The sequence below is a fragment of the Sphingobium sp. YBL2 genome, assembly GCF_000943805.1.
In the GTDB taxonomy this organism is placed as follows: Bacteria; Pseudomonadota; Alphaproteobacteria; order Sphingomonadales; family Sphingomonadaceae; genus Sphingobium; species Sphingobium fuliginis.
Genome location: NZ_CP010954.1, coordinates 1,598,921 through 1,612,812, shown reverse-complemented (window position 1 = coordinate 1,612,812; position 13,892 = coordinate 1,598,921). Strand labels below are relative to the sequence as shown.

Sequence of the window (13,892 nt, the reverse complement as noted above, 5' to 3'; positions counted from 1 at the left end):
ATGATCGAAACGTGCTGCGTGAGCCTGAACGGCCTTGAATTCACCGTCGATATCGTGGGTCATGACCATGGTCAGGCCGTTCTGCTGCTGCATGGCTTCCCGGAGTCGCGCTATATGTGGCATCCTCAGGTCGAGGCGCTGTCGGCTGCGGGCTTTCGCGTCATCGCGCCCGATCAGCGTGGCTATTCGACGGGCGCGCGTCCGGCGGAGGAAGATGCCTATCAGGTGGAGTTCATCGTCCAGGACGCCGTTGATCTGATGGACGCGGTTGGCGTCGCGGACTTCCATCTGGTGGGGCATGATTGGGGCGGGCAGATCGCTTGGTTGCTCGCTGCGGCTCATCCGGAGCGGATCCGCACGCTGAGCATCTTGTCGCGGCCGCATCCGGCGGCGTTTGCGCGGGCGTTGACGGAAGACCCCGAACAGCCGGAGCGTTCGCGTCACCACCGCTTTCTGAAGGACGCGGACGCCTATGACCGGATGCGGGTGGACGGACTTCGACCCCTCCGGGAAGCGTTGGAAACCCAATATGTGCCGCCGGAGATCGCAGCCGTTCACATCGCCAAGCTCGCTGAGCCGGGTGGGGTGGAAGGCGCGATCAACTGGTATCGTGCGAGCGGCTTCACGGGCGCGCAGACGCCGGCCATCAACCTGCCCACCCTCTATGTCTGGGGCACGCAAGATGCGACGGTCGGGCGCTATGCGGCGGAACTGACGGCGGACTATGTGACCGGTCCGTTCCGATTCGAGATCGTCGAGGGGGCGGGACATTTCATCGTCGATCAATGCCCCGACACCGTGTCGAACTTGCTCCTAGCCCATATAAGGCAGGGCGCTGACGGTCTCGCTTGACGGGGGCGCCCGTTCCTCGGATGTTTGACCCCACGGTTTGATGGTGCGGTCCCTTCGTCGGAATGGAAGGACGCAGCCCCAGGCTTTGCTCGCGACGCTGGGCCGAGCACTGCGGATCAACCCCAAGGCGGTGGCAAAATAGTGTAAGCGGAGGAAGTGATGGGGGTCGCCTTCCGCCGCCATACGCGTGATCCGTAGACGGGATTGAAGACAGGAGCGTCTAAAAATGAATGGATCGTCACAAGAAACAGCGGCAGTCAGCATGTATAAGCAATATATTGCATGCCTTAATGCCCGTGCCTGGAACGAGCTTGGCGAATTCGTGGCTACCGATGTGGTCCACAATGAGCGCCCACTCGGGGTCTATGGCTACCGAGCCCTGCTTGAAGAGAATGTCCGAGACATCCCGGACCTTCATTTCAACGCCGACATCGTTGTGGCGAATGCCAGTCATATCGCCTCACGGCTTCGTTTCGACTGCACGCCTGTGCAAGAGTTTCTTGGCGTTCCAGTCAACGGACGGCGCGTCGTATTCCACGAACATGCTTTTTACACTTTGCGAGCTGGGAAGATCGCAGAAGTTTTCTCGGTCATCGATAAGACAGCAGTTGAAGCCGAGGTGAGGCGTTAGCTATCGCACAGGCGGCGTTGGAGGCGGTAGGCCGTAGGCGACATGCCGAGCCAGTCGAAGCAGGCGCGCCATAGGCTGCGGCGATCCGAAAAGCCAAGATCGAAAGCGATATCGTCCAGATTGGCGTCGGTCGCGAGCAGGGTGCAGAGTTTCCGCATCCGGACCTCCCGTGAGAGTTCGCGAAAGCTCGTCCCTTCCTGCGTGAGCCGGCGCTGCAAGGTCGCCGCGCTCATCCCGAGCTTGCGCGCTGCGACCCGCTGGCTGGGGATTTCATCCTGCATCAGCACCCGCAATTCCTCAACAATCGAGTTGGATGCGTCCGAATGAATCGAGCGCGGTGAGCGCTGTGCGATTTCCATGAAGACGGAGGATTCGTGGAAGGAGAAGCTCTTGTAGCGACGCACTCCGAGCGGCATGTCGAGTATCTCCTTGGGATAGACCATGGAAACGCCCGTCCCGTGCCGCCAGCAACTGGTCGCGAGGCCGGTCAGTAGCGACTCGTCGCGATCGGCCAGCAGGCTCGACAGCCGCGTGCGGACCGGCTCGATCCATTGCCCCGTGCCCCAGACCAGGACGCAGTGAAACACGATCGCGATCAGCTCGGCATAGATTTCCCCGCGCTCGGACAGGTCGTTCATGGCATAGGTGATGTTGATCCCGTCGGAGCCATAGCCGACCGACACTGTCATGCCAGAGGGTATGACCTGAACGAACTCGCAGAAGCGCTTCAGACCTTCCCCGACCGAGTCCATATGGTTCACTGCGGTGAAGATCACCGTCCAGCTGCCCTTCGGCAAGGGGCGGGGGGTGCAGCCATGGCCCTCGTCGTCATATTTATAGACGCCATCTACGCACAGATTCCAGAAATCGACGCGGGAGATGCTCGCCGGCAACTGGCCCGCAGCGTCGCACAGTCCGGCTCCCACCATCAGCGCGCGCGCCCGTTCCGGCCCGAAAAATGTTTCGACATAATGTCTGGAAAGCTGTTCGGCGCCGAAATTGCGCGCTGCGGTGGAGAACAGAATGGACCGGTTATCAGGCATCGCGCTGGGCCATGCCTGGGAGCCGAACATCGATGGATAGCCGCTTGATTCCTGAACTCGGCAGAGGTTCGCTTTCATATCCAGCCTCTCTCATGTCGGCCCGTCGTTGCGAGGCCAGTCCTTGACATAATTTGTACTATAGGACAAAAAATGGTTCCAGGCAATGCCTGCCGCCTGTGGCTTTGGAGAGGATAGTTCCGCATTGGCCGTCGCCCGTCGCCTTTCGACCCTGCCGGACAAGCCAGTCGGGGCGCGTGAGCCGAAGCGCGCGCCGGCGCAGGCGCGGTCCTTCGAAACCCGCAAACGGATCATCGAAGGGGCGATCCTGGTGCTGGCGGAGCGCGGAATCGCGGGCATGACTCACCGGGAAATCGCCCGCACCGCAGGCGTTTCGCTTGCATCGACGACCTACCATTTCGCCAGCAAGTATGACATATTGGCCGCCGCATCCCAGGAAATGCTGGACCATGACACGCTGCTTCTTCCCAGCGATGATGCCGCCGGGTCGAGCGAGCGGGGAGGGGCGGGATGCCCGCGATCCTGGCTTATCGCCTTTCTTGCCAAGGTTGCCGGGGAGCAGCGCGTGCGTGGGGCGTGCTGGACCGAAATCATGCTGGACGCGCCGCGCCACCCCGAATCCCTCGCGCTGGCCCGCCGCTGGTTCGCCGCTGCGACCCAGGTCTGGAGCGAATGGGCAGCCGCCTCCGGGGATGGCGACAGCGATCTTGCCGCGCGATCTTATGGTGACATAACGGTCGGGCTTCTCCTTTTCGTGCTGGTTCTCCGCCCGACCGAAGAGGATTTGAAGGCGGTGTTCGATGGCGGCGAAGACCCTCTCGACCGGTGGGGCCATGGGCAGAAGGTTGTCCCCGCCAAACCCGCCCGACAGAGCGGCAAGTCGGCGGTGACGCGCGAAGCGATATTGCGGGCGACGCTGGACGAACTGGTTTCCAAGGGCCAGACGGCGATCGGGCTGAAAGCAATGGCGAGCAAGGCGGGGCTTTCCCCGTCTGCGGCTTTTTACCACTTTCCTACGACCGCCAGCCTGATCGAAACCGCCCAGCATCGCCTGTTTGAAAATGCGAAGGATCGCTATCGCATCGTCGCGTCGATGGAGCGTGGGGAAGAAAGCCTGGAAAGGCTGATCGATCGAACGAGCGTCATTTTCTTTCGCGAAGCGACGGAGTATGCGCTGGAAAGTCTCGCAATCTACCGGGTCTGGCTCGAAGCGAGCCGTCAGCCGTCGCTGCAATCCGCGATCTGGGCCGACATCGCGGATCAGCACAGCGCCTGGCGGCGTCTCTTGACGCCGATCTCGTCGTCGCTGCGCCCGCTCGATCCGCTGCTGTCCCAGGCCCTGTTCACCGGAAAGATGATCCGGCTGGTGGCGAGCGGATCGCGGACGGAGGATCTTGCGCATGTGCGCCGGGAATTCGCCCATGATCTGGCGATGATCTCCTCCGGCCGCTTCTGGTTGTAAGCCGATTGCCCTAAATGCGATTTCCGCCTTGCGGTAAATTGAGACATCGCGGGTGCGATCAACCATCATTCTCCCCCCAGCCGAAATCGATACAACGCGAATCGGCACAAAAAGACAAAATTGATGGAGGGGTTATCATGATGAAAGGCCATTACGTGCTTGCGCTGCTTTGCGGGGCTGCAGTCGTTCCGGCGGCCTTGGCGCAGACGTCCGATGCGCCCGCGCAGGGCGCTCAATCGTCCGGCTTGGGCCAGATAGAGGATATTGTGGTTACTGCATCCCGCCGCAGCGAGACGATCCTGAAAACGCCCATCGCGGTGTCTGCCTATTCCGGCGACAAGCTGCGCGCCGCCCAGACCGTGGCGCTCACCGATCTCGTCGGACCTAATCCGAACATTCAGATCGGCAACAGCTATAATTCGGCCAACGTCGCGATCCGTGGCATCGGCAACGGGTCGTCGATCAATGCGGGCTCCGACTCGGGCGTGTCCATCCAGGTGGACGGCGTCTACATGGCGCAGCCGCTGCTGACATTGTCGACCTTCCTCGACGTGGCGCGGGTGGAGGTTCTGCGTGGCCCGCAAGGCACGCTGTTCGGCCGCAATGCCACCGGTGGCGCCGTCAACATCATCCCCAACGAGCCGACGCGGGACGTGTATTATGGCTTCGACGTCACGGCGGGCATCGATCCCGGCCGGATCAACACGGCAGGCTATGTCAGCGGGCCGCTCAATGCGTCGGGCACCCTGACTGCCCGTCTTTCCGCCCAGCAGACATATAATCGCGGCTATACGAAGAATCTGGCGACCCAGCAGACCTACGCGCCCGGCTACTCGAACAATCTGGTCACCACCAACTCGCCTAGCCGGCTGGACGACGCGAACAATCAATCGGTTCGCGGCCAGATCAAGTGGGAGCCGTCCGATAGCTTCAACGCCCGGCTGCTGGTCGAGTACCAGCGCGATCATTCCGATGGCCCGGCGACCTTCCTCGAAGGCACGCCTGATCCAACCCAGCCCCTGCCAGCGATCCTGGTGGGGCAGTCGGTGGGGAGCGTCCGCAAGCGCGAAGTCAATAACAACGAAGCTGTGCGCCGGATCGAAGGCAAGAATGTCAACCTGACGCTGAACTGGGCGCTGGGGGGCGGCGACCTCAAGGCGGTCGGTTCCTATGCGGATACCAAGATCCACAACATCCAGGACGGCGATGGCACCGACGCGCTGCACACCTATTCCGACTTCAACAATAAGACCCACCAATATTATGGGGAACTGCTTTACTCGTCCGATGCGTCCAAGCCATTCACTTACATCGTCGGCACCAATTATTTCCACGAGAAGCTGAAGCAGGATATTTCGGTTCCGATCAGCCTGCTGCCGATGCCGGTCGATCTGGGCGCGAAGATCAACACGACCTCCTATGCCTTTTTCGGCCATGCCCAATATGCGCTGACGCCCGAGGCGAAAATCTTCGCCGGCGTGCGATACACGCACGACAAGAAGGTCGATCTGGACGATTATAACAGCTATGTTGGCATACTGCCGCGGCAGAGCACGTCTTCCAGTCAGCTCACCTATGAAGTCGGCGCTTCATATGCGTTTAGCAATACGCTCGACGCCTATCTGAAATATGCCACCGGGTATAAGGGCGGCGGCTTTTCGGCCGGCGGTCTGGCTCCCGCCTTCGATCCGGAAAAGAACACCAACCTTGAGGCGGGCTTGAAAGGCTGGTTCTTCGACCGGGGATTGCAGGCCAATATCGCCGCGTTCCACATGAAGTATGACAATCTTCAGGTGAACCAGATCAACGGCGCGTCCACGCAAGTGGTGAACGCCGCAAAGGCGACCATCTACGGCATCGAGGCGGAAACCGTCATACGTCCAGTCGAGGCGCTGCGGTTCGAGGTGTCGGGCGCCTATCTCCACGCGACCTTCGACCGTTTCCACACCGGCGATCCGGCGCGCCCCAATCTGGGGACGGTCGATCCGGACGGGACACGGCGGTTCGACCTCGACGGCAACACCCTGCCGCAGGCGCCCCGATACAGCGTCAGCGCCGGCGGCTATTATGAGATGCCGATCTCATCGGGGAAGGTCACGTTGGGCGCGCGCTACGACTGGAAGTCGCGGTTATATTTCAGCGAGTTCAACATCCCGGTTTCCTCGCAGGCTGCGGTGGGGAAGCTCAACCTGTCGCTCAACTATGAGAGCGACGACAAGCGGATCACGGCGAGCCTGTTTGCCAAGAATGTCACCAATGAACAGGTGAAGTCGAATGTGATCGTCGTGTCGGCGCTGATCGGATCGCTCGCGCTCAGCCAATATCAGCCGCCACGCCAGATCGGCGCGTCGTTCGGATATCATTTCTAGAAAGAAACGACAGCAAAGCGATGCCGACCGAACATCTGAGCGTGGCGCAGGCCCGAAGAGTCAAAGACCATATAGCGGGCCTGATCGCGCGCTCGGATGAGATGGACGATCTCGAAGTCGCGATGCGCTACGTCATGGACAATTATTGCCTGACAGGTGCGGAGCGCGAATTCGGGTGCTCTACGGTGCTGGTCGATCTCGGCACCTGTTCGGGCGAATGGTTCATGCCCCCGCAGGCGGAGCCGGGCCACCACATCGTCTATATCCATGGCGGCGGCTGGTTCGCCGGGTCGGTGGACACGCACCGCCATCTGATTGATCTCATCGCGCGAAGGACCGGGCGCGCGGTGTTCGCGCCGAACTACCGTCTGGCTCCTGAACATCCGTTTCCGGCGGGTCTTGAGGATGCCGGGCGCGCTTATGCCTACGCATCTGCCAACGGACCGGCCGGGCCGCTGGAGGCCGCCTACCTCGCTTTGATGGGCGATAGCGCGGGGGGCAACCTCTCCGCCGCGCTCGTGATCGACCTTGTGTCGCGCAACGCCCGGCTGCCCGATGCACTGGCCCTATTGTCAGGCGTGGTCGATTTCCGGCCGCCCGACAAGATGCCGCCGGGTTCCGACGACCCGACATGCGAGCCGACAACGCAGACCAAGATCGCTGAACTGTATCTTCAGGGCGTCACGACAGTGGACAATCCCCTCGTTTCGCCGGCCGCAGCCGCTTCGGACGTCCTTGAGCGATTTCCGCCGACGATCATCCAGGCGTCGTCCGACGAATATCTGCGCGATCAGGATGTCGCCTTCGCTGCCGCGCTCTGGCGGCTGGGGGTGACGGTACATCTGAGTATCTGGCCGCATTTGCCGCATGCCTTCCATCTCTTCCCGCAGGAACTGCCGGAAGCGGCGCGCGCGGTGGATGAAATTGCGGCGTTTCTGGCAGGTGTCGAGGCGGCCCCGGTCGATAAACTTGCAAGAGTGGGAGCGCACAATGACTAAATCCTGGCCGGCCATGTCGCTCAAGGAAGCAGAAGGGCAGCTCTGCGTTCCGGGCTCGCGCTTTGAAATCCGCAAGGAAGTCATCAACGGCCGCGAGTTGCGGACATGGGTGAGCCTGCCCGCCAATGTCGCCGAACTGGCGAAGCAAGTGCGGGCGACGCATGGCGCGCGTGAGTTTCTGGTCCTTAACGACGAGCGCGTCACTTATGAGGGCTGGTTCCGGGCGGTTGCGACACTGGCGGACCATCTCGTCCGCGAGGGTGTGAAGCAGGGGGATCGTGTTGCGATCGCTATGCGGAACCTGCCCGAATGGCCGGTGGCGCTGTTTGCGGCGACGGTGTGCGGGGCCATCGCCGTGCCGCTCAATGCATGGTGGACGGGCGAGGAACTCGCCTATGCGTTGGAGCAGTCCGGCTCCACTGTCCTTTTCTGCGATGGCGAGCGGTTCGAGCGCGTCATGAGCGGCAGTCCGATATCCGCCGATCGCTTGAAAATCATCGTTTCGCGGTCATCGCGTCCCGGCGTGGTTTTGCTCGAATCCATCATTGGGGCGGTCGTGGACTATGGCCGGTTGCCCGACCTGCCGCTGCCGGACGTCACGATGAAACCCGACGATCCGCTGACGATCTTCTATACCAGCGGCACTACTGGTCGTCCCAAGGGCGCGCTGGGCACGCACAGGAACATGCTTTCGGGTCTGGTGGCGATGGATTTCATCGGCCAGCGCGGCGCGTTGCGCCGCGGCGAGCCGATCAGCGACCTCACGCCATCGGTCACTTTGATGACCATCCCGCTATTCCATGTGACTGGCTGCGCCGCGCTGCTGATGTCCGCCTTCGCTTGCGGCGGCAAGGTCGTGCTGATGCACAAGTGGAACGCGGTCGAGGCGATGGGGCTGATCGAGCGGGAACGGATCACGTCGGCAGGCGGCGTCCCGACCATCGCGTGGCAGTTGATCGATTCCCCGGAGAGAAACCGGTTCGATCTCAGTTCGCTCAATTATGTGCCTTATGGCGGCGCGCCGGCCGCGCCGGACCTGCCCTTCCTGATCGAACGGGAATTGTCGGCCGTGCCCTATAATGGCTGGGGCATGACGGAAACGTCGGGCACGATCACCGGACACAGCGCGGAAGACTATATGAACCGGCCCGACAGTTGCGGACCGCCGCTGCCGGTCGACGACCTGCGGGTCGTCAACGAAGCGGGCGAACCGCTCCCGGTCGGCGAGATTGGCGAATTATGCGTTCAAGGGCCGCAGATCGTGATGGGATATTGGCAGAATCCGCAAGCGACCCAAGCAACCTTCGGCGATGGCTGGCTGCGGACGGGCGATTTGGCCCGACTGGACGAGGAAGGCTTTTGCACCATCGTCGGCCGCAGCAAGGATGTCATCATCCGCGGCGGTGAGAATATCTATGCCGTCGAGGTCGAAAACGCGCTGTTCAGCCATCCCGCCGTGACGGACGCGGCGGTGGTAGCCCTGCCGCATGACAGGTTGGGCGAGGAACCCGGCGCGATGTGCCTGATTGCCGAGGGCCATTCGATCAGCGAAGACGAGCTGAAGCTCTGGCTGCGCGAGCGGCTGGCGGCGTTCAAAATCCCGGTGGTGATCCGCTTTCACCACGAACCTCTGCCGCGCAACGCCAATGGCAAGGTCATGAAAAATGACGTGCGGGCGCTGCTTCTCTCCGACGCGATGCAGGACTGACATCCTAGCGTGACATGATTTTATCTGAGGAATAGACGATGGATTTCGCCCTTACCCCCCGCCAGACTTCCTTTCGCGACCGCGTGCGCGCGTTCATCCAGACAAACGTCAAGCCGCGCCTGGCCGATTACGAAGCCGAAGTGGCAGCCGAACCGCGTTGGAAGGTGATTCAGGTCATCGAGGAATTGAAGCCGCTGGCGCGCGAGCAAGGCTTGTGGAACCTCTTCATGCCGCCGCATTCGGGCCAGGAGCATGTCGACAACAGCTTCGTGTTCGAGGGCGAGCAACTCACCAACCTCGAATATGCCCTCTGCGCCGAAGAGATGGGCCGGGTGTTCTGGGGTTCGGAAATCTTCAACTGCTCCGCGCCCGACACCGGCAATATGGAAGTGTTTCATCGCTACGGCACGCTGGAGCAGAAGGAACAATGGCTGCGCCCGCTGATGAATGGCGAGATTCGGTCCGCCTTCCTGATGACCGAACCCGATGTCGCCAGCTCGGACGCCACCAATATCCAGACGTCGATCCGTCGCGAGGGCGACGAATATGTCATCAACGGCCGCAAATGGTGGTCGACCGGCACCGGCGATCCGCGCTGCAAGGTGGCGGTGGTCATGGGCAAGACCGATCCCGACGCCGACAAATATCGCCAGCAGAGCATGATCCTGGTGCCGATGGAGGCGCCGGGCGTGACGATCAAGCGCATGCTGAACGTCTATGGCTATGACCATGCGCCGCACGGGCATGGCGAAGTGGTCCTGGACAATGTGCGCGTTCCGGCGAGCAACATGCTGCTGGGCGAGGGGCGCGGTTTCGAGATCGCGCAGGGACGGCTCGGGCCGGGACGCATCCACCACTGCATGCGCACCATCGGCGTCGCCGAGAACGCGCTGGAAGCGATGGCGAGCCGCCTGTTGTCGCGGCAGGCTTTCGGCAAGCCGATCGCGAGCCAGTCGGTGTGGGAGCAGCGCATCGCGCGCGCGCATCGACATCGAAATGACGCGGCTGCTCTGCCTCAAGGCGGCGGACATGATGGATCAGGCCGGCAACAAGAGCGCGCAAGTTGAGATCGCGATGCTGAAGGTTCAGGCCCCGATGATGGCGTGCCAGATCCTCGATGACGCCATTCAGGCGCATGGCGGCGCGGGCGTGTGCGACGATTTCGACCTCGCTTTCGACTGGGCCAATACCCGCACGCTGCGGCTGGCGGATGGGCCCGACGAGGTGCATGCGCGCGCCATCGCAAGAGCGGAGTTCAAGAAATATCAGGATGTGGTGGGTGACACCCTGTCGAGCGGCGATGTCGGAGCGACGCGCTGATGCCGGGGCTTTCACCTTTCTTCGCCCGGAGCAGTTGGGATGACCGCGATGGCTGAGGCTGCGGTTGTCGATAATGGCTTCGACGTCGGCAGATTGACGGCGTGGATGGAGACGCATGTCCCCGATTTCGAAGCGCCGATCAGCCTGGACAAGTTCGCGGGCGGCCAGTCGAACCCGACCTTCGCGCTCGACACGGCGACGCGGCATTTTGTGCTGCGCCGCAAGCCTGCGGGCGCATTGCTGGCGTCCGCCCACGCCGTCGATCGCGAATATCGGCTGCTGAGCGCGCTCTATCCGGAAGGTTTTCCCGTGCCGCGTCCTATCGCCCTGTGCGAGGATGACGCGGTGATTGGATCGGCCTTTTACGTTATGGAGCGGATCAAGGGGCGGACGCTGTGGGACGGCGCGCTGCCCGACGAAACGCCGACGGGGCGCCGGGCGATCTATGTCGAGATGGTGGAAACGCTGGCGCGGCTGCACCGGTTCGATCCGGCGAAGGTCGGCCTCTCGGATTATGGCCGCCCCGGCAATTACTTCGGGCGGCAGGTCGCGCGCTGGAGCCGTCAATATCGCGACTCGCAGACCGAGGACGTGCCGGAAGTCGAAAAGCTGATGGAGTGGCTGGGCCGGACCGTGCCTGAGCAGTCGGCATCGACGATCATTCATGGCGACTATCGGCTGGACAACCTGATCTTCGATCCTTCCCAGCCGAAGGTGCTGGCGGTGATCGACTGGGAATTGAGCACGATCGGCGATCCGATGGCGGATTTCAGCTATTTCGCGGCGCACTGGCTGATGCCTGCGGATGGTCTGGCTGCTCTCGGCAACCTCGATCTGGAGGCGGCGGGCATTCCCTCGCTGGACGAGATTACCGACCTCTACTGCGAAATGAGCGGACGGCCGCGCATCGCCAATCCGCACTGGTATTTCGCCTTCAACCTCTTCCGCATCGTCGGGATCGTGCAAGGCATCCGCAAACGCATCATCGACGGCACCGCTTCAAGCCTTGAGGCGGAAAAGGCCGCGGCCAAGCTCGTGCCGATGGCGCGGCTCGGCTGGGAACAGGCCCGGCTGGCCGGCGCCCTCGAACCATGAAGACTGGATAGAAATATGAACAAGCTCTTTGACCTCAGCGGCAAGGTCGCCATCGTTACCGGGTCGTCGCGTGGCATCGGCCGCGCTATCGCGGAGGCGCTGGCGGACGCCGGGGCCCAGGTGGTCATATCCAGCCGCAATCTCGATGCGTGCGAGGAGGCCGCCGCCGCGATAAACGCGCAAATGGGCGAAACGCGCGCCAACGCGATCGCGGCGGACATTTCGGTAAAGGACGATCTGCGGGCGCTGGTCGCGGAAACGGAAAGGCGGCTGGGGCCGGTGGACGTTCTGGTCTGCAACGCGGCGGTCAGCTCCCATTATGGGCCAACGCTCGAAATTCCGGACGAGGAATTCCACAAGATCATCAACGGCAACATCCTGTCCAACCAGTGGCTCGTCCAGCTCGTCGCGCCCGGCATGATCGAGCGGCAGGCCGGTTCGATCATCATCGTCGCATCGCTCGGCGCATATCTGGGTTCCGGTATGATCGGCACCTATCATGTGTCCAAGGCCGCCGACCTTCAGATGGTTCGCAACCTAGCCGTGGAACTGGGCAAGCACAGCATCAGGGTCAACGCCATCTCGCCCGGCATCACGAAGACGGATTTCGCAAAGCGGCTCTGGGAAGACCCGGCCGGGGTCGAGCAGGTCACGAAGCGCACGCCGCTCTGCCGCATCGGCGTGCCGGGCGAGATGGCGGGCGCGGCGGTCTATCTGGCAGCCGAAGCGAGCGCCTTCATGACAGGGCAGTCGCTGCTCATCGACGGTGGCATGGCGATCGGCCCGGCAAGGCTGTGATGCGATCGGCTTCCAACACAGTCAGGAACGAAGCATGAGCAACCTGTTCGACCTCTCCGGCAAGACCGCCATCGTGACCGGATCGTCGCGCGGCATCGGCCGCGCCATCGCGGAGGCGCTGGCTGACGCGGGCGCCCGCGTCGTCATTTCCAGCCGCAAACAGGCGTCCTGCGATGAGGTCGCCGCTGCCATCAGCGCGCGTCATGGCGAGGCGCGCGCGACGGCCATCGAAGCCAGCATTTCCAACAAGTCGGCGTTGGAAGCATTGGTTAAGACCACTCAGGACCGGCTTGGCCCGATCGACATTCTGGTCTGCAACGCGGCGTCCAACCCCTATTATGGGCCAACGCTGGGCATCAACGACGACCAGTTCCGCAAGATCCTGGAAAACAACATCCTGTCGAACCACTGGCTGGCGCAACTGGTCGCGCCGTCCATGATCGAGCGCAAATCGGGATCGATCGTCATCGTTTCGTCGATCGGCGCCTATATCGGTTCGGACACGATCGGCACCTATCATCTGTCGAAAGCCGCTGACCTCGCCATGGTCCGCAATCTGGCCGTCGAATTCGGACCCCACAAGGTGCGGGTCAACGCCATCTCGCCCGGCGTGACGCGCACCGATTTCGCCAAGGCGCTGTGGGAAGATCCCGCCAAGGAGAAGGCGTTCAGCCAGCAGATCCCGCTGCGGCGTATCGGCGAGCCGGGAGAAATGGCGGGAGCGGCCCTGTTCCTGGCGTCCGATGCCTCTTCCTATGTGACCGGGCAAGCCATCGTCGTGGACGGCGGCATGACTATCGCTCCGGTGGCGTAAGAATGGCGCGCTTCACGGATAAGGTTGTGGCGATCACCGGCGCAGCCTCTGGCATAGGGGCGGCGACCACGCGCCTGTTCGCTCAAGAGGGCGCGCAGGTAATCGCGTTCGATACCAGCCCGACACTGGCGGAGAGCTTCGCCGGAAATGACGCCATCATCACCATGCAGGGCGACGCGGGCCGGGAGGAGGATGTGCTGGCGATGTTCGCGCTGGCGACGAGCCGTTTCGGCGGCGTCGACATCGTCTGCGCGAATGCGGGCGTGACGGGGGGCGAAGCGGGGCTTTTCGATCAGAGCGTCGAAAGCTGGGAACAGGTGCTGCGCATCAACCTGATCGGTCCGTTTCTGGCTGTCCGGCATGGCGCGAGGACCATGCTGGATGGCGGCAGGACCGGCGCCATCGTCTGCACCGCCTCGGTCGCGGCACTGCGCGCAGGGGCGGGCGGCCCGGCCTATTCGGCGTCGAAGGCGGGTGTCGTGAACCTCGTCCAGATCGCGGCGCAGCAGCTTGCCGGATCGGGCATCCGCGTCAACGCGGTCTGCCCTGGCCTCATCGAAAGCGGCATGACTAGAGACCTCTACGACAAGGCGCCATCGGCAAGCTCAACCCGCTGCGGCGCGGGGGACGTCCTGCCGAAATCGCGCAGGCCATCGCTTTCCTTGCATCAGACGAGGCCAGCTACGTCAACGGGCATGCCCTCGTCGTCGATGCAGGACTTTCGACTTCTCACCCCTTCGCCCGGCCCAGCGCATTAGGCGAGACCATTTTTTGAGAGAGATAA

The 13,892-nt window shown here is 62.5% G+C and carries 10 protein-coding genes and 2 pseudogenes; 11 read left to right on the top strand and 1 reads right to left on the bottom strand.

Annotated elements, in window-relative coordinates:
* Positions 1-852, top strand: a complete 852-nt coding sequence (locus TZ53_RS07480; RefSeq protein WP_044660909.1) for an alpha/beta fold hydrolase — start codon at positions 1-3, stop codon at positions 850-852.
* A 226-nt stretch (positions 853-1,078) separates the two neighbouring features.
* A complete protein-coding gene (locus TZ53_RS07475; RefSeq protein ID WP_044660908.1) occupies positions 1,079-1,483 on the top strand; it encodes an ester cyclase in 405 nt (134 codons plus the stop codon).
* On the opposite strand, the gene TZ53_RS07470 is transcribed toward TZ53_RS07475, so the two are convergent.
* The gene (locus tag TZ53_RS07470; protein WP_158230076.1) at positions 1,480-2,526 is read right to left on the bottom strand and encodes an AraC family transcriptional regulator; all 1,047 of its coding nucleotides are present in this window, start codon (positions 2,524-2,526) and stop codon (positions 1,480-1,482) included. The two genes, TZ53_RS07475 and TZ53_RS07470, sit on opposite strands and share 4 nt — an antisense overlap.
* A 202-nt stretch (positions 2,527-2,728) precedes the next feature.
* Between TZ53_RS07470 and TZ53_RS25630 the strand changes: the two genes are divergently transcribed.
* The 9 genes and pseudogenes from TZ53_RS25630 (at position 2,729) to TZ53_RS07425 (ending at position 13,883) form a co-directional block, all read left to right on the top strand.
* Entirely contained in the window at positions 2,729-4,006 is a 1,278-nt protein-coding gene (locus TZ53_RS25630) for a TetR family transcriptional regulator (protein WP_052628163.1), read from the top strand.
* Between the two features lie 137 nt (positions 4,007-4,143).
* Complete coding sequence (locus tag TZ53_RS07460; protein ID WP_044660906.1) at positions 4,144-6,375, top strand: TonB-dependent receptor; 2,232 nt, start codon at positions 4,144-4,146, stop codon at positions 6,373-6,375.
* A gap of 20 nt (positions 6,376-6,395) precedes the next feature.
* Entirely contained in the window at positions 6,396-7,373 is a 978-nt protein-coding gene (locus tag TZ53_RS07455; RefSeq protein ID WP_052628162.1) for an alpha/beta hydrolase, read from the top strand.
* Positions 7,366-9,081: a class I adenylate-forming enzyme family protein gene (locus TZ53_RS07450; RefSeq protein WP_044660905.1), complete on the top strand. Its 1,716-nt coding sequence runs from the start codon at positions 7,366-7,368 to the stop codon at positions 9,079-9,081. The genes TZ53_RS07455 and TZ53_RS07450 overlap by 8 nt, the downstream gene beginning before the upstream one ends.
* A 38-nt stretch (positions 9,082-9,119) precedes the next feature.
* Positions 9,120-10,401, top strand: a pseudogene (locus tag TZ53_RS07445) (acyl-CoA dehydrogenase family protein).
* 39 nt (positions 10,402-10,440) lie between these two features.
* Positions 10,441-11,496, top strand: a complete 1,056-nt coding sequence (locus TZ53_RS07440; protein WP_084694347.1) for a phosphotransferase family protein — start codon at positions 10,441-10,443, stop codon at positions 11,494-11,496.
* Between the two features lie 15 nt (positions 11,497-11,511).
* Positions 11,512-12,294: an SDR family NAD(P)-dependent oxidoreductase gene (locus tag TZ53_RS07435; RefSeq protein ID WP_044660903.1), complete on the top strand. Its 783-nt coding sequence runs from the start codon at positions 11,512-11,514 to the stop codon at positions 12,292-12,294.
* Between the two features lie 34 nt (positions 12,295-12,328).
* Complete coding sequence (locus TZ53_RS07430; RefSeq protein WP_044660902.1) at positions 12,329-13,108, top strand: SDR family NAD(P)-dependent oxidoreductase; 780 nt, start codon at positions 12,329-12,331, stop codon at positions 13,106-13,108.
* A 2-nt stretch (positions 13,109-13,110) separates the two neighbouring features.
* A pseudogene (locus tag TZ53_RS07425) lies at positions 13,111-13,883 on the top strand (SDR family NAD(P)-dependent oxidoreductase).
* Positions 13,884-13,892 lie beyond the last annotated feature (9 nt).